Here is a 23,944-nt window from a genome sequence, read left to right as displayed (position 1 = left end):
AAATTGGTGGCATAAAAATGTAGTATTTTTCTAAATCACGTATAGCAACGTAACTAGATTATAGAACATTTGTTCCTGTTTGTAAATATTATCTGGAAATAAATTGGAATTTTTTTGCCACCTTCACAGGGCATTTTGCGATTATAGGAAAAAAGGATTCTCAAAAAGTGCCAGTACACAGAAAAAAGGCTTATCCCCCTCAAGGAATAAACCTGTTGTTTGCTTATATAGCCAGCCTATGCATCATCAGAAACGGAATCCTCATACCGGCGCTTCTGGCGGTATCCATAGGTGATATCTCTTACCTTTTCCTCATCCTCCATGCTTGCCCCAATGGCGCCTGTCACGGTAGTCATAGAAGCCAGAATCCACGCCAGCTGCACATAGTGGATGATGCTGAATGATTCCTGGAGGTTGGCCAGTTCTACAAATGCTTCCGGCGGCACAAGGGTGACGACCAAAATAAAAAACAATAGAAACATAACGATATAATAACTGATGACAGAAAGCAGCAACGTCAGTAAGGTTGTCTGATTGTATAAGTGCCTTAGGGAGCGCTCTCTCCCGTTTGCTGGCATTTCCCAAAGATTGTGGGCGACGATAAGCCAGATGACCATCAAACTGATCGCAGCGACGGTCAAAATAATCAGCCTTAAATCGCTCATCACATGACTCAATGTCCAAATCGTTGAGAAAATCGTACCAAAAGTGCCAGTCGTAAAAGCTACCGCAATAATTTTCCGGAAAGAGGACATAATGCTCCACGGCCTATTGGCTTGTGCCATGCCGAGCAGCAAACGGATTCTTCCATTCATTTGCGGTGTGACGATATACCGTTTGTCCGCTTCCTTGATCCCATTATCAAGCGCAGATCTTTTCACTCGGGTTAAAGGCAATTGCTTCTCGAGGGGCTGCTTGGCAGAATGGCATCGTTCATCCTTTTCATCGGTGGGGCGGTATAATTCATTCATAATCTTGACAACCGCCGTTCTAACTTTCCACCTCCTCACCAGCCAGCCAAACGCGGGAATCGAAATTTGAGCGACACCATGCTTATTACTTATATCTGATACGACAATATGTTTTTCAAGAAATATCGGCAGATCAGTCAGGCAAATCGCATAGTCCCAGTCATGTTGCTTGCGAAGATCAGCAGCCTCTTCCAAAATGTCATCAGTGGATTCGGCAGAGCCGGTAATCGGATCCACCCGCATGTCCACATTCCAGCTGACATTTTCATCGATTTCTTCTGCAAATAATTTCGGCAGTTCACCCGCAAACCCCCGAGCGTATGACGTCGGAAGTTCCGGTGCAGCAATTAAGCCTATCTTTATCTCTCTCGTCAATTTCCTGCACCTTCTTCCTTTTCCGTATAATCGTTTTCCTCTTGCTGTTCAAGTTCATAGTAACGCTGTTGCTGACGGAAGGAATACGTGATGTCTCTTATCTTTTCTTCTCTTTCCAGACCTGTGCCAATTGCGCCTGCCAGTGTTCCGAGGGAAGTAATCAGCCATACTAGGTTAAAATAGTAATTCGCCATGGGATCTTTATCCATCCCTGTTGATACTTGAAATAAATCAGGCGGCACGAACAAGGAAGTCGAAATGGAAAACATACCAAACAGCACGATGTAATTAATGCCCACGATCGTCAGCAGTGTCAGAAAAGTCGTCCCGTTATACAACCGGCGCCAGCGTTTTTTTCCCTGTTCCGTTGGTTTTTCCCATAAATTCTGCGAAAAAATAACCCATATGACCATACCAAAGATTGCCAAGAGCATCATAAAAATCATTCGATAATTGCTGTAGAGAACGCTTAGCTGCCACGGTGTGGAGAAAATAGAAATATAGGTCCCTGTGGCAAACGAGATAGCGAGTACCTTATAAAACGAAAAGAACGCCTTCCAAGGTTGATTGGCGTTGGTCATTCCCAATAATACCCGGATATAGCCGATAAACCTGGATTTTATCACATAACGCAGGTCCGCACCTGTCTGATTGGAATACCCTTCTTCTTTGCTGATCGGGGAGAGGGCAAATGGCTTTTTTAACTTTTTTTTGAGTTTGCGCCTGCCTGTTCGAGTCTGTGTGGTATGATTGTCCGTCTCGGAAGGTGTTCCCTCATATAAATTTTCCATTAATTTAAGCATGGCTCGTCTGATCCTTTTGCGCATCGGCAGCAGCCCAAAAGAAGGAATGGAAATCTGAGCGACCCTTTGCTCAAGGATGGCATTGCCCACCACTACATTTTTTTCGAAAAAAAACGGCAGGTCAGTCAGGCTGATCGCATAATCCCAGCCATTTTCTTCTTTGATATTATTTGTTTTTTCCAGCACTTGTTTCGTGTCTTCGGCGACCCCCACCAGTGGATCCACTGTCATTTCCGTCTCCCATGATACCTGGGGGTCAATCATTTTCGAAAGCAACCCCGGCAGTTCTTTCATCAGGTCTTGATTAATATCAGCAGGCAAACCTGGTGTGGAAATCAGTCCGACCGTGATAGATGCAGTCATGTTTCCTTGCCCCCTCTCATCTTACGTTTGGCCAGTCGCTCTCTTTTTTTATCAATATTTGTTGTTTCCCCTTTTTTTCCTGGTTGAAAACTGTTTATGTATGTGTCTATTTGTGAAAATTTTTTGTCCGGATGCGGAGAATAGTGCTTAAGCAGGAAGAAAAACGCCTTCCAGCTGAAAGACGTTTTTCTTTGTTATTTTGTACATATAAAGGGAGTTTATGCCGGCTTTAGGCGTATTGCCCTTTTACCAGTTCCAGCAATCCTGTGGCTTCCAGATAATTTTTTGGTGCCAGAAAAGTGACGGTGACCATACCAGGGTGGCGGCCAATCTCAATCGAACCTGTAATCGTGGCCCGATTCATGATTTCCGGCACCGTTACTCCAAACAGATTTGCCGCCCGTTCCATCCCATTTTCTGTCGCTTCGTTCAGATCCGCACCGCTTCCAACAAAGGAAACAGGGTAGGATTCTTCCAATTCCCCTACGCCCCATTCCTTGCTCAGCCTGATTGCTTCCTGTTTTTCTTCCTCACTGAATGGCTTAGCCGTGTAGGGCAGGTCTTCTGTGAGCGGGAGCAAAATTGGTCCATCGAGGGCGAGACCCTTGATAACGTTCGCTTGCAGATTCACAATCCCGGAGACATCCGTGGTGTGGCCCGCTATCTCGCCATCTCCCTGCATCGCGTGCATATCTCCCAGATAAACCCCGCCACCAGGAACCTTGACTGGGCAAATGAGTACCGCACCTGCCCGGACCCGGCTGATATCCAAGTGCCCATCCGTCCGATCTTCCAACTGTTCTTTCGTAACACCATAATCATGCGGGGCATCAATCAAAAACTGACCAAAATCCCCTGCATTATGTGAATCAGGCAGCGGCCTGGCTGGCGTCGTTCCCAGCTGGCCGAGGAATGGACGCACTCTGGCAATCGCACCAACCAGATCATGCGGGGCAAACGTAACAACCGGATTTTGGATCGAATGTTCCGGCGTGTTCATATAGGTCCGCCCATCCCGGGCAACCTTTTCTGCTGCTTTTTTATTTAATGTGACCCCTACTGATTTCTTGTCATTGAACGCCATGGTGTAGGCATGGGTAAAGACAAAGGGTGTGATGTCTTCATTACAGTTCTTGCAGCGGATTGCTTCCTGACCAATTCCCTCAATGAATGTTTCCGGATTCATTGTTCCGCAGCTGGGGCATTTCCCAGCAACAAATGGATCTCCGACAAAGCGTCCTTCCATCGGTTTATCATTTCCTGAAGCGCTTACAATAGAAGTAATTTCAATGGACTTAATGTAAATCGCAATTGCATCCCCCACTTCCGCCCCTTCCACAAATACCGGCTTGGTCACCTCATGACCGCCTTTGAGTGCTGGTGTAATCATCGGGCCCCAGCAACCCGGGGTGGTATTCGCCACTATATACCCGCCATCTTTCACCACATATTCCATTTCTTTGTTGGGATCCAGCATCCCGTCTGTGAACTCATTTACATACACCGTCTGCTTCGCCATCATTTGTGCTCACTCCTTTTATATTGAATATTTTAATTTTACCGCAGAAAAAGGTAGTTTGGTAGAGATAGGCTCAGGCCCATCAGCAATTACTGCCAGGATCGTTCCCTAGTTTTCAAGGGGGTATTTAAACATTTCCACAAGAAGGGGTATTGTGTCTCCTCTTCTTTTCATTTAATCTTAGTTTATCTCACATTCATGCAACCTTTTGGCTGGTACATTCGTTATAGAGAGAAAGCTTCATTCAACAAAATTCGGTTGATAACAGGTATCTGCCAAAAAAGGAGGATAAAATCTTGCACTTTTTTTTCAGACTGGGATTAAACTTGATCAAGCTGAGAAATGCGACGCTGTTTTTCTCTACCATCTTTTTTATCATTCTGTGTACCGTGGTTATGTATCTGCTGGAGCCGGATAACTTTGAAAATCTGTTAAACACATTTTATTATGTCATGACTACTTTTTCCACCGTTGGTTATGGAGATTATTCTCCAATCACATTAGCCGGAAAAATGGTTTCGGTTCTAATGTATATAATTGGAATTGGTCTTTTGGGGGTAGTCATTGGAAAAGTCTTGGATGCATTTTCAATTTTTCGGAGGAACAGGGAGGAAGGAAGAATGGACTATACGAATGAGCAACACATTATTATTATTGGATGGGGAAACAAAACGAAATCTGCGGTAAAAGAAATCCTAAAATCAGACGACACGACAGAAGTAGTTATTCTTGATAATTTACCTAAGTCACCGATCGATATAGGGCTGGATAGAGTAAGCTACATTCAGGGAGATGCTACAGATGAAGCAACATTGCAAAAAGCCAATATCTCCAAGGCCAAGTCCGTCATCATCTTTTCGGATGATAAAATCCAAGAACCAAGTTTACGTGACGCAAAAACATTAACGACAGCAATTGTAGTAGAACGATTGGCACCGGCCGTACATACAACCGTCGAAGTTCTAACCGAAAAACAGACCGTAAACTTCTCCCATGTCAATGTGGATGAATTTATTCTGTCTCAGGAGACCATTTCCTCTTTAGCTGTTCGGTCTGCAATGTACAAAGGGGTTAGTAAAATCTATTCACAGTTACTCAGCAGACAGCAAGGCGAGGATTTGTTCAAAGTCCCGAAAAAGGAGGGTTGGATCACCTACCGTGATGCCTTTACAGAGCTGCTGGACAATGGGGCAACACTTATCGCAGATGGGGAGCAATTAGATATTAACAGACGACTGGATGAAAAAATCCCTGGTGATGCAGTGCTGTATATCATTTGCGACGAGGAGACATATGGGAAGATCATCTAGTAGCAGATTAGTTATTTTAAAAGAATTGGGCATCAACATTTCACCCAAGGAAAAACTCTTTAAATCATCGTTCGCATAAGGTTTACAAGCCGAAGAACAGCCCTTACGTCAATTTAGTGTTGGACGCGAACGGAAGAGTGGATTACCGGAAAGTGTGGAAGCGGCATGGTTAAGTGCCTCATGGGCAGGCGCCCGACATTCGTTCGGCACCTCCCTATTAAATAACAGGATAATACTGCTCATACCTCGGATTGTAATAATACGGCGGCCTTGGCCCAATTTTGGGCATTTCCCATTTATGGTCAATATACTGCATTTCTACTGTTTCATTCGATTGATTCACCAGCAATAACTTCACTTCAAGACTCAAATAGTATTCCATACTGAACCTCCTCATGGACTCTTTACACGTTTAGCCTATTCTTCCCAACACAGAAGCGAGCCAGTACGACAGCCATCGTCCCCAAAAGCGCATGCACAACACCCGCCCATCAAACATAAAGTAAATTGATTATTTTTTAGTAGGAGGAAGCCGATGTCTCATCAGAAAAATACATCCGACCAGGGCTATCCGATGTACCCCAATTACGGGAAAATCACACGTTATCAAGATATCGCCATCACGGTCCCGGAACAGCGGCAGTATCGCCAGCCTGGCTTGGAGCGTTTGATGTATCCCAAGCCAATTATTGAAAATCCGAATTATAAAGGAAGCGGAAAACTCACTGGAAAAGTCGCGCTTATCACTGGTGGTGACAGTGGAATGGGAGCAGCAGCGGCGATTGCCTTTGCCAAAGAAGGTGCGGATGTCGCCATTGCTTATTTGGATGAACATGAGGACGCAAAACGGACGAAAACGAGAATTGAAGAGTTGGGACAGCGCGCTTTATTGCTTCCTGGTGATCTTCGGGAGAAACAGCAATGCATCGATATTGTGGAAGAAACCGTCCAAACTTTTGGCCAGTTGGACATTCTATGCAATCATGTCGGTATTCAGTTTCAGCAATTAAGCCTGACAGATATTACCGATGAACAGTTTGATGATACGTTTAAAGTAAATATTTACTCTCATTTTTACACAACTCGGGCCGCACTTCCTCACTTAAAAGCGGGGAGCTCGATTATTAATACATCCTCTGTCGTTACATTTGACGGGTATGCCCAATTAATTGACTACACAGCAACAAAGGGTGCGAATATTGGCTTCACCCGCGCATTGGCAAACAGTGTAATTGGCGATGGCATTCGGGTAAACGCCATTGCACCAGGTAGAATCTGGACACCGCTTATCCCAGCAAGTTTCTCCGCGGATGTCGTTCCACTGGCGGGCAACCCGATGGATCGGCAGGGGCAGCCATTTGAAGTAGCTCCGACATTCGTTTATCTTGCCTCCGATGATTCCCGCTTTGTTACCGGGCAGACCCTTCATGTGAACGGCGGGCAGGTTACTTCATCCTAAGTGCCGGAACTCACTGCCCGAAATTCTCCCCGATTCGGGCAGGGTACCGGGTACACTATTTAACGGGCAAAATCTCATCCACCGGTGCGACGATCTCGCCAATCGCCGGTTTAACCGCAATCCCGTCACCCATCATTTTTCCGAAAACACCGGGTAATGCTGTGACTTCCCCGCTGCCCGGAGCAGCAATCGAAACGGCTTCTTCTTGCTTCTTAAATAACTTACCAAGCATCTGTCATCCTCATCATTACAATAGTATTCTGCCTAAATCCCATTTCGCCACATCCATTTTCAAGTCCCCTTCTGCATGAAAGCTGACAAGTTGATCATATGCCTCATCATAAACCCTGGCAGTAAAAACCTCCTCCCCGCCATTAAGGAAAATTTCCAATGACGACGTATCCTTAAAGACGCGGATCTCTTTCAGTTCATCCAAAGCACAGTGTCTCCGCTCAACCACATTAGGTTTTTCAAAATTCGCCCGCTCCAGTGTGAACGTCTTGGTCGCTTCCCGGTAAATCAGCTGGTTATTCGTTCCGATTGTAAGGCTAAACGAGGCAGCATCCCAAGATTTCACCTGCACCTGCAGTTCAAATACATTATCACGTGAAGAAGGCAGCTCAAATGATTGCTGATCCGTTACTAAAACATCCCTATATTCCCGATTATTCCCCCTTAACTGTTTAAGTTCTTCGGCAGGCTGCTGCAGCAAGCGGCCGTTCTCCCATTCCAGAACACGCGGAATAGTCATCGCGTGCACCCAGCCATGATGGGTCGTAGGATGGGACGTGCTGCCTTCATCCGCACTGCCCATCCAGCCAACGAGCAGCCGCCTCCCGTTACCATCCAGCATCGTTTGCGGCGCATAAAAGTCAAACCCTCTGTCCAGCTCCGTAAAACCGCCGTGCGGATAACTCACCCGCTCCAAATCTGCTTTTCCGGCAAAATAACCGGACTGGTAAACGTTGTTATACAGAATTCCGTTCGGCTCCAGCCCTTGAGGAGATACAAGCAAAATATCTTCCCCGTTCAACTCAAAGAAGTCAGGGCATTCCCACATATAACCGAAAGAACCCAGCCCACTTCTGTCGCTGCCGGCCAGCGTTCCCTGGAAACTCCATGTTTCCAGGTCATCAGAGGAAAACAAAACAACCTCTCCTTTTTCTTCCACCGTCTGCGCTCCAACAACCATATACCAGCGGGGGCCTTTTTTAAACACTTTCGGGTCACGGAAATGAGCGGTATAACCGTCTGGCACATTTATAACCGGCCCTTTTTTGTCAAACTGAACCCCGTCCTCGGAAACGGCCATGCATTGATACGACTCCCTCTCCCCTGCATCATTACGCACATTTCCGGTATAAAAAATATACATTTGATCCTCATGCACCACTGCACTCCCGGAATAGCAGCCATTCCTGTCATACCACTGATCCGGAGCCAGGGCAACAGGAGCTTCTTCCCAGTACACAAGGTTATCTGAAACATAGTGTCCCCAGAATTTTACCCCATGGGCTGTTTCAAATGGATTCCACTGGTAAAAGAAGTGGTACTTTCCCTGAAAAAACACCAGGCCATTTGGATCGTTCATTAACCCTACCGGCGGCATCAGATGAAAATGCAAACGGTACGGATCTTCACCTGCCATCTCTCTATATTCCGCTGCTCGCTTGACAGCAGTTTCTTTTAAATGATTATCCTTCATTATTGCTTCTTCCTTCCCTTACGATTGTTCCATTTCCGCTTTTTTTCGGTCCTTATCGGAAAATCCGAAAACCCAAGTCAGCACGAAAGCCGTAGCGATGGCAATTAGGTTGACCAGAATATACATGAAAATCTGTTCGTTCAAATACAAAAGCGTACCAGGAATGACAGTAATAGCCATGCCAGTACCTGCCAACCCGGCAATAGAGGCAACGAAACCGCCGACACCCCCGCCGATCAGTCCCATCACAAATGGTTTAACATATCGCAAATTCACCCCGAAAATCGCCGGTTCGGTAATTCCAAGGAATGCAGACAGGGATGAAGGCATAGCAAGTGCTTTTAATTTCTTTGATTTGGTTTTCAGTCCGACAGCCAGTGCCGCTCCACCCTGTGCAGCAATCGAAGCCGTTACAATCGCGTTATATGGATTGCTGCCGAAGTTTTCCAATAGCTGAATCTCCAGCAAATTGAAGATATGATGCACCCCTGTTATGACGATGATCTGGTTAAAGAAGCCAAGCATCAGTCCTGCAAGGCCAAACGGCAGTCCCAATACTGCAAGCGTTCCCTGTAAAATATAACCTTCAACAGCATGGAAAATCGGTCCAATCACAAGCAGTGCTGCGAGACTCATTACGAGTAAAGTCAAAAATGGCGTAACAATTAGATCTAAAGCTTCCGGCACACGTTTACGAATACTTTTTTCCAATTTTGCACCGAGAATACCTGTGATAAATGCCGGCAGAACCGCACCCTGATAACCCACAACAGGGATAAAATCAAAGAAGTAAATCGGATCTGCCCCTTCTGCAACACCCCAGGCATTCGGCAAAACAGGACTTACCAGCATCAAACCAAGGACAACCCCGATAATCGGTGTCCCGCCGAATACCCGGAACGTGGACCATGCTACCAATGCAGGGAGAAAAACAAATGCTGTATCTGTCAGAATCTGTGTATATAATAAGAAGTTAGCGGGAATATCATCAGGTGTTAGTCCGAATAATCCAAGGATTTGCTCCTGTACGAGCAGTCCGCGCAGTCCCATAAATAAACCGGTTGCAACAAGGACCGGAATGATCGGAACAAAGACATCGCCGAATGTGCGGATCGCACGCTGAAGCTTATTTCCCTTTTTAGCCGCTTTTTCGGATTGTTCACCTTTTGAGGAAGTAGCTGCTCCCAGTTTTTCAACTTCCTCATAAATGCGATTGACGGTTCCGGTTCCAAGAATGACCTGAAACTGTCCCGAGTTAAAGAATGCTCCCTTGACTTTATCAATATTTTCCACCCGGTCCTTATCGATCGCCTCCTCCTCGTTAACCACCACACGCAGCCTTGTCGCACAGTGGGCAACCGATTGAATATTGTCCTGACCGCCGACTGCATCAATAATTTCCTGGGCGATCTTTTTATTTTCCGACATGATTATTCACTCCTTTGATAAATATGGTATCGATTCCACAAATGGCTAAAAAAATGCTTTTTTCTTAGATTCCTGCAGTGAAAGCGCTGTTTCCAGTGATCTGCGTAATGAAGAACATGCACACCCTGGAACTCGACAAACGAAATTATTTCCATTAAAAAGTGTGCGGGATCGATTCCACCATGGTCATAAAAATCACTGGTATCGATTCCACAAACAATTATACACTATCTCTAATAATCAGTCTATAGTCCAGCACGACATTTTTCTTCCCACTTGGATCAGCAATCAACGATAAAACTTGCTTGGCCGCCTTTTCCCCTGCTAATTCATTCTGATAATCCATCGTTGTCAGAGCCGGATCCACATACTGGGACATCTCTGAGGCACCGATGCTGATCATAGCTATGTCTTCGGGAATCCTAAGCCCATTTTGCTTCAAATAACTCATTGCCCCAACTGCCAGCCGATCCGTCACAGCAAATACGGCAGTCGGCTTTTCCGTGGAATTTGTAATAATTTTTTCCATCGCCTGATGACCGGAATCAATATCAAACACCGCCCGTTGCACCCAGTTTTCTTCCACTATAAGGGTATGTGCAGCCATCTCGTCGAAAAATCCCTTCTTGCGTAGATAGCCAACAGCACGGTCCGTTTCGTCCACCCCAATAAAAGCAATGCGCTGATGCCCTTTTTCGATCAGGAAAGCCGTAATTTCCATTGATGCGTGATAATCATTATAGGTGACGGAAGCGACATCTTCCGCTTCCTGACCAATCAGCACGACCGGAATCTTAAGGGCATTTATTTTTTGCAGCAAAGCCTGCTCCGTATTCGTGGCAATCAGGATGATCCCATCCACCTGGCGCGCTTTCAAGAGATCCAGAAATTCCAGCTCTTTTTCCTTTTCCAGGTTGGTGTTAGCCAGCAAAATCTGATACCCATGCTGAGATAGCTCTTTGTCCAGGCCTGTTACAATTTTACTCGCTGTTTCGGTTTGTATGGTCGGAAGGATCACGCCAATCACTTTCGTCTTTTTGGTCCTGAGTGACTTCGCCTGCTCACTCGGCGCATATCCCGTTTCTTCAATGACTTGATCGATTCGCTTCCTCGCCTCCTCACTGACATACCCCGAATTATTCAGCGCACGTGATACCGTTGACCGGGAGACTTTCGCCATTGCGGCAATTTCTTTGATTGTCAGCACGTTCATTTCCTCCAATAATCATTAGCAGGTGAGTGGGGGTTACTGATCCCAGCTCTCATTCTATTGTTATTTTAGCACAAGGTTAGTGTTGGGGGAAATTGCGTGGAAGGACGCTTTTATTAACTAGCGGCTCGGAGTGGAGGCGATTCCTATGCCGGTTTTTCATCGTGGAAACTATTAGATGTACAGTTGTTCAACTTTTATTTTTTTATATAGCATGATGACAATTAACCGTTTCCAAAATAACACCGCCTAATACCAGTGGAAGCTCATGGCTGAGGCAGTGTAACCTCAGCCATGAGCTTCCCGCAAATTCACCCAACAATCCCGCTAATCCGGTAATTAACTTCCTCTATATCCTCCCGATCTACATCATGATGGGTGGTGAGCCGGACTGTGTATGGCCCATAAGAAATAGCCAAAATCCCTGCTTCCTTCAGCTTTCCGACAAATTCCTTCGCTGTGAAACCGGCCTCTTTCGTATTTACCAGCACAATATTGGTCTCAACCTTGTTTTCAATCGAAAGACCCTCCACTCCGCGCAGTCCGCTATCAAGCAGCTGGGCATTGTCATGATCATCCCTTAATGAACCCACCATCGTTTTTAAAGCCACCAGACCAGGTGCAGCAATGATCCCGGCTTGCCGCATGCCGCCGCCCAGCCGCTTGCGCCATTTTCTTGCCTTTTTGATAAACGACGCCGTACCAGTGATGATCGATCCAACAGGAGCACCCAGCCCCTTGGAGAGACAAAACTGCACCGTGTCAGCTTGGGCCGCATAGTCCTTGACATCCACCCCGCTGGCGACAGATGCATTAAACAGCCTGGCACCGTCTAAATGGACAGGAATCTCATTCTCCCGGGCAATCTGGTAAATTTCCTGCATATTTTTCAGTGGCACGACCGCACCACCCGCACGATTATGTGTATTTTCCAGGCAGATCAGCCCGGTCTCCGGCAAGTGAATATCATCTTCCCGAATCGCATCGCGCACCGCTTCCGGATCCATTACACCGCGCGTGCCGTGAATCGTTCGCGGCTGCACCCCGGCAAGCGCGGAAATCCCTGCACCCTCATAGTAAAAAATGTGTGAGTCTACCTCGAGAATCACTTCCTGACCAGGCCGGCAATGCGTCAGTGCCGCAATCTGATTGCCCATGGTTCCGGTTGGGACAAACAGTGCCGCTTCCTTGCCGAGCCTTGCTGCCGCATATTCCTCGAGTTCGTTGACCGCTGGATCTTCCTCATAAACATCATCGCCCACTTCCGCTTCCAAGGCCGCCTCCCGCATCTCAAAAGTCGGCTTGGTCACCGTATCGCTCCGCAAATCAATCATATGTATTCCTCCTAATCTATTGGATATAGATAAGGGAGAAGCACACTGCCGCTTCTCCCCCGCTCACCAGCCGAAATCTACTTTACACCCTCCGGCCAATGTAAATCATGTGCTTCCACACTAGTAATCTCATTTGTTTCATCCACAAATACAACTCGAGGCTTCAACTGCTCTATCTCTTCTTCATCCATCATTCCCATGCTCAGGATAATAACAATATCCCCAGGAGAAAACAGATGCGCAGGTGGCCCGTTCAGGCAAATGCGCTTCGAACCCTCGGGCGCCGGAATCGCATACGTCTTCCACCTCGCCGCATTTTTCAAGCTGGTGACCTGCACCATCTCATATGGCTTAATATCTGCTTCCTTCATTAACTTGGAATCGATCGTAATACTTCCCACATAATCCAGTTCCGCTTCCGTCACCGTTGCCCGGTGAATTTTTCCTTTGCACATCAAGCGCTGCATAAAAACTATCCCCTTTAAGTTAATCTAGTTGTTTATATAGAGTATATAGGAAATTAGGAAGATTTTAAAGGGTTAGTGGTACTGCGAACGGAATACAGGATCTGCTGATATCCATGAAGAACAATACATTCCTATCTAACTATTACCGAAAAAAGCCAGCTTTTGGCAGCAACATCAGATTGGATCTCTCGTTAGCGTTCTTAAAAAAGACCTATAACCTGATCCCCACATCTGAGATCATACCTCAATTTCCTTCCTCCTGCTTGAAGAGGGAATATTTAGCTCTTCCCTATATTTAGAGACTGTGCGGCGGGAAATAACAATCCCTTTTTTCGTTTTAAAATAGTCAGCAATTTTTTGATCTGAATATGGTTTGGACTTATTCTCGTTTTTTACATAATCCTCCAATAATAACTTGACGGTGGCTTGCGATGCAGGCGCACCACCTGCAGTTTCCAGTTTTGAGGTGAAAAATATCCGAAAATCAAATGTGCCTTTTGGGGTTTGAATACGTTTATTCATCGTAGCCCTGCTTACTGTAGACTCATGCATGCCTATTTCATCCGCAATCTCTTTTAACGTGAGCGGCTGCAAACCAGAAAACCCTTTGGAAAAAAATGCACGCTGCCTGTCGATTACTGCACGGGTTATTTTTAAAATTGTTTCCCTCCGCTGTTCTATGCTGCTGATTAACATTCGGAAGTTCTTATATTTATCCTCCATATATTTATGTACAGTATCTTTATTGCTTGCCATTTTTACGCAGGAGCGGTCAAAACGAATCTGCGGTACATAAGAATCGTTTAAATATACTTCAAGTCTATCATCCTTTTCTTCGATCACCACATCCGGATTTACATATTCTGTTGGTTTTGGATCCAACCTGCAAGGTTTGGGATCAAGGGAACGAATAATCTCATACGCTGATTTCACCTCGACCAAGGTGGCATCCAGCGTTTTGGCGATAGCCTTCCATTTCCTGTTTGCCAAGTTTTCCAAATGACCCTTTATGATTTTCTCCGTCAGACTCTCCTCCGGGTAATAATAGTTTAATTGTAATAATAAACACTCAGAAAGATCCCTTGCACCGATTCCAATCGGCTCCAATTGCTGTAAATGATTAATTCCGCTCTTTATCTTTTCCTCGTCAATGTCTAGATCAGCCGCAATTTCTGTTACAGTTAACGGCAAATAGCCATTTTTATCCAAATTAAGAATCAAATAGTGGAGGATAGCTTTTTCTTCCTTTTTTAAATCTATCCATTTTACTTGTTCTATTAGTTTTTCCCGCTCACCCATTTCCTTATTTTTAATCCAATCCATGGAGTCTTTCACAGCATTATCTACGCTCATTCCCCTATTACTCTTTCCAATGTTTGAATACGGATCTTCCCTTTCGATTAACTCTATAAAGGGATTTTCCAGTGCCTGTTCCTGCAGAAAGTTATATAAATCCATTGTGGAATATTGCAGCAAGGTGATTGCCTGTCTTAATTCAGTTGTCATTACCAGATTAAGCTTCTGCTTTTGTTGAAGAACTAATTCCATGACAATCCACTCCCCCGAATAATCTTTGTTAAACCATAAGCTTCCGCCAATTATTGTATGCGCTTACACAATATTATAATACAATTCAGCAAAATAATCGAGAGAAAAAATACCTTTTTTCATTCGTAAAAATTCAACCATTCCCCATCGATGTTTGGATTATATTTATTTATAGAAAGGAGCGTGAAGCTGATGGGCTCACCAAAATTGTTATATCGTAGGGACCCTAGGGCAAGCGGACTTCCATACTGTAAAATAAGGTGGTTATCTTGACTAGAGTTAACCCAAAGTGAGATAAATGATTATAATAAGACAAATATATATGAAGACTAGAAATATCATAAAATTTTATAGGAAAAGAGGCAAAAATAATGAAACTTGTCGGTGTATCTGGAGCACTCGCTGGGGAAAAAACATCCGTCGCAGTAAGCAGTATCTTAGCTGCGGCCAAGCGCCACGACTCGACTGTAGATACAGAGTTAATTGACTTGAGAGATTTTGACATTGAATTTGCTGCCGGACTCCCATTAGCAGGATACAATGATGATACATGGAATGTTGCCCAAAAAATATTATCTGCAGATTTTCTCGTATTCGGCACACCAATTTATCAAGCATCCCTCTCAGGTGCCTTAAAAAACCTGTTCGATCACCTGCCTGAATACGCATTTAAAAATAAAGTGACAGGCATGGTGGCAACAGGATGGACGAATAAACATTTTCTTGTATTGGAATATCATTTAGGATCCATCCTATCTTATTTTAAAGGTCTTGTTCCAACAGAAAATGTCTTCATCCACAATAAATCTTTTGAAATCGAAAGTGATGAAATCATCGATGAACGCGTTTCCGAGAGAATCCAAAAACTTGCGGAAGAAATGATTTATTTGCAGGGCGGGATCATGAATCGATAATCACTCTCTCTTTTACCTATAAGAAAAGAATCCATTTTGATAAAGATTAATCAAAACGGATTCTTTGGGGGTTTGTGCATTATTTTTCATCCGAATTTTTATTGCTTCATATTCACAAACACACTTTTTACTTCTGTATAGTTTGCAAGCCCATACTCTCCGCCCATTTCCCGGCCAATCCCTGATTGTTTATAGCCGCCGAATGGCATGGTTTCCAATTCCAGTCCGAAATCGTTCACCCAAACGGTTCCCGTCTTCAGCTTGCTGGCAATATAGTGACCGGTTCTGATATTTTCTGTCCAGACACTTGCAGCAAGTCCATAATCGCTGTCATTTGCCCGCCGGATTACTTCTTCTACCGTGTCAAAGACGAATACCGACATGACAGGGCCAAATATTTCTTCACGGGCAATCACCATATCGTCTTCTACGTCGGCAAAAATGGTAGGCTGAACGAAATATCCTTTGTCCAACCCTTTTTCTCCACCAGTGACAAGACGAGCGCCCTCGTTTTTGCCTTGTTCAATATAGTTAAGGACCCTGTTTTGTTGTTTTTCTGAAATGAGGGGTCCCATATCGGTATCCGGGTCCATTCCCGGTCCCAGTTTTAATTCATTTACACGTTTCGCGAACGCTTCCAATACTTCCTCATAATGTTTGCGATGAACAAAAATGCGTGTGGTAGCACTGCAATTTTGGCCATGATTATACATCGTACCATTAAATGCACCTTCAATGGCTTCTTCCAGATTTGCATCTTCCAAAATAATGCTCGGTGATTTTCCGCCAAGTTCCAGCGTGACACCTTTAACTTGGTCTGCCGCTTTGCGCATGACTTCTTTTCCGACAACCGTTGACCCGGTAAAAGCGACTTTATCCACCTGCTCATGTGTTACGATCGCTTCCCCTGCAACTTTTCCGTCACCAGGCACGATATTTACAACACCGTCTGGAAAACCAGCTTCTTTAAACAATTTCGCTGCGTAAAGAAGAGAGAGCGGTGTCTCGGGTGCTGGTTTAATTACAACCGTACAGCCGACAGCAAGGGCTGATCCGAGTTTCCATCCCGCCATTGCCAGCGGAAAGTTCCATGGAATGATTTGCCCAACAACACCGACCGGCTCATGGACGGTGTACGTCACATAATCTGGTGAAACCGGTGTTGTTTTTCCTAATAGTTTCGTTGCCCAGCCAGCATAGTATCGGAAATGCTCCACTGTTCCATCAACGTCATCTTCCAGTGCAACATGATATGGCTTCCCATTATCAAGCGCCTCAAGCTGAGCAAGCTCTTTCCTGTTTTCTTCCAGCAGGTCGGCAAATTTATAAATGAGACGGGATCGCTCCGCTGCCTCCATTGCCGTCCATTCGCCCTCATCAAATGCCTTTCTTGCTGCCTGTACGGCTTTATCAATATCCTCCGATTGCGCCTCACTGACTCTTGCTAAAACGTCTTCGGTCGCAGGATTATAAACGGCGAACGTTTTCCCGCTTTCCGCTGGAACATATTCCCCGCTAATATATAGATGTTTTTCTCCTTCCAGAAACGCTTTTACCTTTGGCTTTAGTTCCGTTTGTGAAGTCTTCATCAGATCTCCCCCTTTTTTATTCGGTAACTAACAGGCTATTCAGTATTTCCTGCAGTTATTCATCTTCTTCTTTTGTCAATGGCAGTCTTGGTTTACGTGACGGCCCTCTGCCAACCCTTGCTTCAGGAGAAAAGTCAGCTCTCCCGCATGGAACACCTGGAAACCGTACATTCAGAAAGGGTGATGCCCTGCTCATTGATTTTGGCGTGATAAAGGGCGGGTACTGTTCAGATATTACCAGAACGTTTATCATCGGCGAAGCCACAAGCTAACAAAGAGAAATATACGAGACGGTATTACAGTCCAATCAAGCGGGAATTAGTGCTGTCGAATCAGCAATCGATATAGAAGCAAGACAAGTAATCAATGAAAAAGGATATGGATACTATTTTAATAACCGTGTAGGACATGGTCTTGGTATCGAAATCCATGAAGAACGGTCCATCCATAAAAATAATGAACAGATTGCTGAAGAAGGTTTATTTTTCACCATTGAGCCTGGCATTTATATACCTGACTTTGGCGGGGTCCGAATTGAAGATGAGATTTATATTAATGAAGAAGGAAAGGCTGAAGTATTGACTTCGTTTCCTAAAGGGTTGCAAGTTCTTTAATTCTTGACTCTTTCAGTTAGTGGGGGTCTCCCCCCACTAGTCCCCCCATAAACAACCGGGTAGCCATCGGTTTCCATGAGACGTGTATCCATCTATATCCTGCATCATGTTGTTGAGGAGGATACTGGTCTCTTGCACTCCAATGTTTTGGACACTGATGCTTGGTTGTTTTAGTAATGTATATAGTTGCAGGGTTGATTAAATCTCTGATTTGGTGAAAACTCATATACTAGGTACCATCCTTATCAGCTTGGCTTATGAGAAATCCGGAAAGCAGGGTATAGAATAAACCGCTCCTCCTCTGATTTACGCGTTTACGCTCCCGGTTATACCATTTGTACAGGCTATTGCAATAATGACACATGCCCACATTTGTTTATAAGCAGTTACCATATCTTTACAGGTAAAAGCTATTTGAGTTGGTGTAAGCATCTTTACACTAGGAATAGTTGTTGTCATTTGTGCTTGCTGAGGCCCTTTGAAATCAATTTCAAAAGTCACTGGTCCATCCAATACAAGCGGTTGAAAATCTTTAATCCGACGAATTGCACTTTCCACTTTTTCCTCAATTTCCTGCTTTACAATATCTGGATGAATTAATTCAGCTGCTATCCGGTTGCGCGCAAATTTTGTTACAACAGATTCCACATTTGGCAAGGTTTCTTTTACCTCATTTACATAAATATCATCCCCGCTGATAAATAACGAAGGAACTTCATAGTCCCCTGCAACCATTGCGTTCATTTCTGTTTCACCAACGACTTTTCCATTAATTCTCATTTCATTCACACAAATCCCTGCTAACGTATGTGAAATAACAGCATGTGAATCGCCTTCTCTTCCATGATGTCCAATAAATATAATGCCATCAAATGATTCATCAATACCTTCGAGTTGCGCCATTACCCTATTATTACCAGAGACCAACCGTGCACGTTTATCTAACGATTCAATGAGGATATTAGACATATTGCCATGGCCGTCTGCCACCACTACTTCGTCTGCTCCTGCTTTGAAAGCCCCTCGAACGGCCGCATTTACTTCATTTGTCATTAACTGGCGAAAACGTTGATATTCTCCATTCGTTTTTAATTGTTGAATCGTTGCTACTCCTGCTACTCCCTCTATATCAGCAGAAATAAATATTTTCATATAAAACACATCCTTCCTTTTCTATACACTAATACAATTCAAACTGGTTAATTTAGGATACTACTGATTATATAAGAAGCGCTTGGCATTTAATGAACACCAAGCACTTCATAGAGTATTAGCAAATAAGGGATGCTAAATCTCTCGGATAGTATGTAAGCATTTCAATACCATCTTCTGTTACCAGCACTGTATCGGAATGTCTAAACCCTCCCAGCCCTCTTACATAAATACCAGGTTCAACTGTTACAACCATTCCGGGCTCTAACAAGGATTTGTCTCCTAAATCAAAGAACGGCGCCTCATGCCCTAACAATCCGATATTATGACCAGTATGGTGTTTCGTTAAGTGAGTAATTCCTTCTTCTTTGAAATAATCTTGCACTTTTTCCTCTACGGATGCATAGCTCACTCCAGCTTTAATGGCGGAAAATGCTACATTTTGGGCTTCATACATGTAATTAAAATATTTCTCTTGTTCCTTAGAAACCTCCTCAACAAACATCGTTCTTTCCAATTCACTATGATAGCCAAAAACATCCGACGCTGCACCGGTCACCAATGTATCACCTTTTGACATAATAGCGTTCTGTGTGACTGCATGAGGAAATGCTGATTCCGGGCCAATTTGGCCGCGGAAAATTGCATAAGCTGTTTTTCCATGCGGTTTATAATCAGGACCTAGTGTTTCAATCATCGCCATCGTAGCTTCCGTTGATGCTTTACTAGTAATCTCTATCTCGCTTAAGCCAGCTTTAGTATATTTTTGCAATAATCGATGTGCAAGATTCCCCCAACGGCATGATTCTTTAATAAGCTCTATTTCGTTAGCGGATTTTACAAATCGCATTTCTTCCACTAAACCATGTATCGAAACAAATTCTTTCGCACCAATTAATGTATCAATTCCTGGTCCGCGATACCCATTTGGCGAACCATATCCTATTGAGTCATAGCCAATTGTTTTCCCTTCGAAGCCATACTCCGCCATTACTTCTTTAAAGTATGCCATTGGATGTTTCGTGCCAGGATATTCCGGATAAGAGTGAACAAAATCAATCGCACCATATTCTTCTGCGTGTTCGTGTTCCAATGCTGGTACAAATAAATGTATTCTCTGATTGGGATCAACCAAAATCCCCATTGGACGTTCGGTTGCGTGAAAGTGAAACCCTGTTAAATAAAAAATGTCCGTGACAGAAAACACAACCGCTGCCTCGCAATTTCTTTCATTTAATTTAGCAAAAAATTTCTCCTGACGAATTTTTAATTCTTCATTTGGAATCGCTAGTAACATAGTTCAGTTCCTCCCTTGATTTTGTTGTATATAAATGGCAAGTTGCCGTATGCCCATCCTCAAATAATAGTGTCTCAGGTTCCTTTTGACGGCAAATATCCATAGCAAAAGGACACCTCGTATGAAAAGCGCACCCTGACGGTGGATTTGCAGGGCTTGGTACATCCCCTTTTAATATAATACGTTCTTTGTTTTCAGCGGGATGTGAAATTGGCACAGCTGAAATCAATGCTTGTGTGTATGGATGTTTTGGATCTTTAAATAAGGTCTCGGTATCGGCGACCTCTACAATTTTTCCTAAGTACATTACAGCAACCCGGTCAGTCATGTGCTCAATAACACTTAAATCATGCGATATAAATAAATACGTTAACCCAAATTCCTTTTGCAGATCTAGCATCAAATTAATTACCTGTGACTGTACCGACACATCCAATGCAGAGACAGGCTCATCAGCTACAATAAAATCAGGCTGTAAAATGACAGCACGAGCAATACCAATCCGCTGCCGCTGCCCACCAGAAAATTCGTGTGGGTATCGATCCAAATACTCTTTGCTAAGACCAACAATGTCCAACATCTCCGTAACCTTTTGAAGACGTTCCTTTTCCTTAAACTTCTTGTGTACACGTAAAGGTTCCATCAAGAGTTGCTTTATCGTCTTCTTTGGGTTTAAGGAAGCATATGGGTCTTGGAATACCATTTGCATTTGTTGTCGTAAAGAACGCATATCATTATATTGAAGGGTGGCAACGTCCGTCCCATTGAAGATGACTTCGCCCTCTGTTGGTTCAGTCAGTCGTAAAATGGTTTTACCGGTTGTTGACTTTCCGCATCCAGACTCCCCAACAAGCGCAAATGTTTCTCCGCGGTGGACCGTAAAACTAATATCATCTACCGCCCGGACAATAATATCTTTCTTGAACAAACCTTGTGAGATCCCATAATACTTTTTTAGCCGGTTAACCTGCAGTAATGCTTCTTCTGCCATCCTATACCACCTCTCCCTCTTTGGTATTCTGCAACCAACACTTACTGAGATGATCGTCTCTCGCAAAGACAGGCGGAGTCTCTTCAAAGCATTTAGAAAAGGCGAGTGGGCAACGATTTGCAAAAACACAGCCCTTAGTAATTTCATTCGGTCGCGGTACTTGACCTCTTATAGAATACAAGCGTTCTTTGCGTGTGTTTTGTGTTGGCATCGAGTCAATTAACCCACGAGTATATGGATGTAGCGGCTCATTAAATAACTCATTTATTTCAGCGACTTCTACAATTTCTCCAGCATACATGACGACTACCCGGTCACACATTTCAGCTACTACTCCTAAATCATGAGTGATCAATAACAAGCTCATATCATTTTCCTGCTTTATGTTCTTCATTAATTCTAAAATTTGAGCTTGGATTGTTACATCCAAAGCAGTTGTCGGCTCATCCGCAATCATCAAATCTGGTTCGCATAATAATGCAAGCGAAATCATTACTCGTTGACGCATTCCTCCTGATAGCTGATGCGGGTACTCATTTATAATTTGTTCGGCTCGCGGAATCCCCACTTGGTTCAAAACATTGATGACCGCTTTTTCAATTTCTTTTTTTGACATATTCCTGTGCTGCCTTAGTGGTTCGCTTAATTGCTGACCAATGGTGAAAACAGGATTTAGGGACGTCATTGGCTCCTGAAAAATCATCGAAATTTCGTTTCCGCGAATTTTGCGATACTGCTTTTCTTTTAGATTTGTTATGTCATTCCCTTTAAAATTAATCTCTCCATCTACAATTTTACTCGTTCTTTCAGGAAGCAGTCCCATAATTGCTAGGGAAGTAACACTCTTTCCGCTCCCAGATTCCCCTACAACACCTAGTGTTTCCCCTTTTTTCAGTTCGAAATTGACTCCTCGAATAGGTTGTACAGTCTCCTTGCCGCTTTTAAATTCTATTTTTAAGTTTTTTATTTTAAGGATAGCATCGGACATAATATTTTCCTCCAATCATTCTCCTTTTAATTCGGGATCGAGTGTGTCACGCAGCCAATCCCCAAACAAATTCACTCCTAATGCAGTTATTACAATGGCAATCCCAGGGAATGTAACCAACCACCAAGAACTAAATATATAATCTCTTCCTTCATTAAGCATATTACCCCAAGCGGGGGTAGGGGGCTGTACACCAAAGCCCAGGAAACTAATGGATGCTTCTGCAATAATATATGTACCTATTTGCAATGATGCTAGAATAATTATTGGGGTAAATAAATTTGGAAGTATATGCTTCACGAGAATCTGCAAGCGAGACACGCCTGTAGCGATGGAAGATGTAATAAATTCTTTCTCCCGCAGAGCTAATACCTCACTTCGAATAACCCTAGCAAATATAACCCAGCCTCCAATTGCCAAAGAAATGATAATATTACGCAATCCCGCCCCAATAATTGCGTTAATAACAAGCACTAATACAATAAATGGAAAGCTTAGTTGTACATCGACCAACCGCATCAATACAATGTCAATCCATCCTCGAAAATATCCTGCAATTATCCCAACAATAGTTCCAATTACACCAGCAATACATGCTGTTGCGATTCCAATAATGACAGATACTCTAGCTCCCATAATAATTCGGGAAAAAATGTCTCTTCCAAGGTGGTCCGTTCCCAATAAATGGCCATCTGTCAATGGAGGTAATAGTCCTTTACTAAATTCAGCATGCATTGGGTCATATGGTGTGATCCAAGGTCCAAAGATACTAAGAAACAACAACAACATGATAATGCCAAACCCTAGCATCCCAGTCCAACTTCTTGATAGGTTGGAAAAAAACTCCCCAATTTTTGTTTTTTGTTTGGATTTTAGGACTGAACCTAAAGCTTGCTCACCCTGAGGAAGACTCGAAGCCATTTTTCTTCACCTACTTTACTCGTATTTGCGGATTGACATATGCGTATAATATATCTGCAACAAAGTTAATGATGGCGTAGATTAAAGCGATAATAAATACGCCAGCGAGAACAATTGGAAAATCACGATTCATTAGTGATTGCCATAATAGCCTGCCAACACCCGGCCAGGAAAATACTGCCTCCGTGATGACTGCACCTCCCAGTAGAACCCCTAAATCTAAAGCTACTAAGGTGATAATTGGGATTAGGGAATTACGCAATGCATATCGCATGATGAGACGCATTGTGGGAACTCCTGATGCCTTCGCTGTTCGAATATAATCCTTTTGCAATACGTCCAGCATTGCAGAACGTGTAAAACGAGTAAAACGCGCTACACTGTAAGCTGCTAAGGTTAAGGTTGGAAGTATCATATGTACCGGCGTGCCGCCACCACCTGACGGCAATAGTTGTAACTGTGCTGCAAAGAGAAAAATCAAAATCAAACCGAGCCAAAAACTAGGTACTGCCTGTCCGACGACCGTTAGACCAACGCCAATTCTGTCAAATACTGTGTTACGTTTATAGGCTGACAACACACCCAAAGGAATAGCGATGAATAGAGCTAATATTAACGATGTGATAGCAAGTTGAAAAGTAGCTGGTAACCGATCAAGCACAATACCAAGCGCATCCTCTTGACTGCGTAGCGATTCGCCGAAATCCCCTTGAATGGCATTATACATAAAGTCCCCGTATTGGACATAAAGCGGACGGTTATACCCAAGCAATTCTCGGTACTCTTCTATTTGTTCCCTCGGTGCATCTGGTGGTAAGAATAGTGTTGTCGGATCCCCTGCCAGTCTTATTAGAAAAAAAACAACAGTCAGGGCTAAGAACACAACTACAATGACTTGCAGGAAACGCTTAATAACAAAATCCAGCATGAAAGGAACTCCCCTTTCTGTCCATATCTCTGTTTAATTTTGGAGGAGAGGCCGCTCG

The 23,944-nt window shown here is 43.8% G+C and carries 21 protein-coding genes and 1 pseudogene; 4 read left to right on the top strand and 18 right to left on the bottom strand.

The genetic code is table 11. The annotated features are described in order from the left end of the window. Positions 1–236: 236 nt before the first annotated feature. From CEG13_RS02600 to CEG13_RS02590, 3 genes are all read right to left on the bottom strand, one after another. Positions 237–1,346: a hypothetical protein gene (locus CEG13_RS02600; RefSeq protein WP_100010199.1), complete on the bottom strand. Its 1,110-nt coding sequence runs from the start codon at positions 1,344–1,346 to the stop codon at positions 237–239. Continuing rightward, positions 1,343–2,512 (bottom strand): hypothetical protein, encoded by a 1,170-nt coding sequence (locus tag CEG13_RS02595; protein WP_100010198.1) that lies wholly within the window; start codon positions 2,510–2,512, stop codon positions 1,343–1,345. Before CEG13_RS02595 ends, CEG13_RS02600 begins: the two co-directional genes overlap by 4 nt. Positions 2,513–2,741: 229 nt before the next feature. Continuing rightward, on the bottom strand, positions 2,742–4,034 hold the full coding sequence (locus tag CEG13_RS02590; protein ID WP_100010197.1) for an acetamidase/formamidase family protein: 1,293 nt from the start codon (positions 4,032–4,034) through the stop codon (positions 2,742–2,744). A 293-nt stretch (positions 4,035–4,327) separates the two neighbouring features. Between CEG13_RS02590 and CEG13_RS02585 the strand changes: the two genes are divergently transcribed. Beyond that, positions 4,328–5,341, top strand: a complete 1,014-nt coding sequence (locus CEG13_RS02585) for a potassium channel family protein (protein WP_100010196.1) — start codon at positions 4,328–4,330, stop codon at positions 5,339–5,341. A 217-nt stretch (positions 5,342–5,558) separates the two neighbouring features. On the opposite strand, the gene CEG13_RS18860 is transcribed toward CEG13_RS02585, so the two are convergent. Next, positions 5,559–5,723, bottom strand: coding sequence for a hypothetical protein (locus CEG13_RS18860; protein ID WP_192869507.1), 165 nt, complete (start codon positions 5,721–5,723; stop codon positions 5,559–5,561). A 153-nt stretch (positions 5,724–5,876) separates the two neighbouring features. On the opposite strand from CEG13_RS18860, the gene CEG13_RS02580 reads away from it, so the two are divergent. After that, entirely contained in the window at positions 5,877–6,800 is a 924-nt protein-coding gene (locus CEG13_RS02580; RefSeq protein ID WP_100010195.1) for an SDR family oxidoreductase, read from the top strand. 55 nt (positions 6,801–6,855) lie between these two features. Here the strand turns inward: CEG13_RS02580 and CEG13_RS18565 are convergent, their stop codons facing one another. The 7 genes from CEG13_RS18565 to rpoN form a co-directional block, all read right to left on the bottom strand. Then, the gene (locus tag CEG13_RS18565; RefSeq protein ID WP_143469647.1) at positions 6,856–7,032 is read right to left on the bottom strand and encodes a PTS glucose transporter subunit IIA; all 177 of its coding nucleotides are present in this window, start codon (positions 7,030–7,032) and stop codon (positions 6,856–6,858) included. Between the two features lie 15 nt (positions 7,033–7,047). Next, positions 7,048–8,505 (bottom strand): glycoside hydrolase family 32 protein, encoded by a 1,458-nt coding sequence (locus CEG13_RS02575; RefSeq protein WP_100010194.1) that lies wholly within the window; start codon positions 8,503–8,505, stop codon positions 7,048–7,050. 18 nt (positions 8,506–8,523) lie between these two features. Beyond that, the gene (locus CEG13_RS02570; RefSeq protein ID WP_100010193.1) at positions 8,524–9,933 is read right to left on the bottom strand and encodes a sucrose-specific PTS transporter subunit IIBC; all 1,410 of its coding nucleotides are present in this window, start codon (positions 9,931–9,933) and stop codon (positions 8,524–8,526) included. A gap of 220 nt (positions 9,934–10,153) precedes the next feature. Continuing rightward, positions 10,154–11,140 carry a LacI family DNA-binding transcriptional regulator gene (locus CEG13_RS02565; protein WP_100010192.1) on the bottom strand — a complete coding sequence of 329 codons (987 nt, stop codon included), beginning with the start codon at positions 11,138–11,140 and terminating at the stop codon, positions 10,154–10,156. A 314-nt stretch (positions 11,141–11,454) separates the two neighbouring features. Further along, entirely contained in the window at positions 11,455–12,477 is a 1,023-nt protein-coding gene (gene ltaE / locus CEG13_RS02560; RefSeq protein ID WP_100010191.1) for a low-specificity L-threonine aldolase, read from the bottom strand. A 77-nt stretch (positions 12,478–12,554) separates the two neighbouring features. Then, positions 12,555–12,944: an aspartate 1-decarboxylase gene (gene panD / locus CEG13_RS02555; RefSeq protein ID WP_100010190.1), complete on the bottom strand. Its 390-nt coding sequence runs from the start codon at positions 12,942–12,944 to the stop codon at positions 12,555–12,557. Between the two features lie 237 nt (positions 12,945–13,181). Continuing rightward, entirely contained in the window at positions 13,182–14,492 is a 1,311-nt protein-coding gene (gene rpoN / locus CEG13_RS02550) for an RNA polymerase factor sigma-54 (RefSeq protein ID WP_100010189.1), read from the bottom strand. Positions 14,493–14,863: 371 nt separating this feature from the next. Between rpoN and CEG13_RS02545 the strand changes: the two genes are divergently transcribed. Continuing rightward, positions 14,864–15,406, top strand: a complete 543-nt coding sequence (locus CEG13_RS02545; protein WP_100010188.1) for an NADPH-dependent FMN reductase — start codon at positions 14,864–14,866, stop codon at positions 15,404–15,406. A gap of 98 nt (positions 15,407–15,504) precedes the next feature. Here CEG13_RS02545 and CEG13_RS02540 read toward each other — a convergent pair whose 3' ends face one another. Then, positions 15,505–16,995 carry an aldehyde dehydrogenase family protein gene (locus CEG13_RS02540; protein ID WP_100010187.1) on the bottom strand — a complete coding sequence of 497 codons (1,491 nt, stop codon included), beginning with the start codon at positions 16,993–16,995 and terminating at the stop codon, positions 15,505–15,507. Positions 16,996–17,117: 122 nt separating this feature from the next. Here CEG13_RS02540 and CEG13_RS02535 point away from each other — a divergent pair. Next, positions 17,118–17,609 (top strand): annotated as a pseudogene (locus CEG13_RS02535) (M24 family metallopeptidase); the annotation flags it as partial. Positions 17,610–17,915: 306 nt separating this feature from the next. Here the strand turns inward: CEG13_RS02535 and CEG13_RS02530 are convergent. The 6 genes from CEG13_RS02530 to CEG13_RS02505 form a co-directional block, all read right to left on the bottom strand. After that, positions 17,916–18,761 carry a M55 family metallopeptidase gene (locus tag CEG13_RS02530; protein ID WP_100010186.1) on the bottom strand — a complete coding sequence of 282 codons (846 nt, stop codon included), beginning with the start codon at positions 18,759–18,761 and terminating at the stop codon, positions 17,916–17,918. A 118-nt stretch (positions 18,762–18,879) separates the two neighbouring features. Further along, the gene (locus CEG13_RS02525; protein ID WP_100010185.1) at positions 18,880–20,058 is read right to left on the bottom strand and encodes a M24 family metallopeptidase; all 1,179 of its coding nucleotides are present in this window, start codon (positions 20,056–20,058) and stop codon (positions 18,880–18,882) included. Then, entirely contained in the window at positions 20,036–21,049 is a 1,014-nt protein-coding gene (locus tag CEG13_RS02520; protein WP_100010184.1) for an ABC transporter ATP-binding protein, read from the bottom strand. The genes CEG13_RS02525 and CEG13_RS02520 overlap by 23 nt, the downstream gene beginning before the upstream one ends. Position 21,050: 1 nt before the next feature. Then, a complete protein-coding gene (locus CEG13_RS02515; RefSeq protein ID WP_100010183.1) occupies positions 21,051–22,037 on the bottom strand; it encodes an ABC transporter ATP-binding protein in 987 nt (328 codons plus the stop codon). 15 nt (positions 22,038–22,052) lie between these two features. Continuing rightward, entirely contained in the window at positions 22,053–22,958 is a 906-nt protein-coding gene (locus CEG13_RS02510; RefSeq protein WP_100010182.1) for an ABC transporter permease, read from the bottom strand. A gap of 10 nt (positions 22,959–22,968) precedes the next feature. Further along, entirely contained in the window at positions 22,969–23,886 is a 918-nt protein-coding gene (locus CEG13_RS02505; protein ID WP_100010181.1) for an ABC transporter permease, read from the bottom strand. Between the last annotated feature and the right edge of the window lie 58 nt (positions 23,887–23,944).

It is taken from the genome of Lentibacillus sediminis, from assembly GCF_002763455.1.
GTDB classification, from domain to species: Bacteria; Bacillota; Bacilli; order Bacillales; family Amphibacillaceae; genus Lentibacillus_D; species Lentibacillus_D sediminis_A.
The sequence above is the reverse complement of the archived record's forward strand: the minus strand, read 5'-3'. Positions and strand labels throughout refer to the sequence as shown.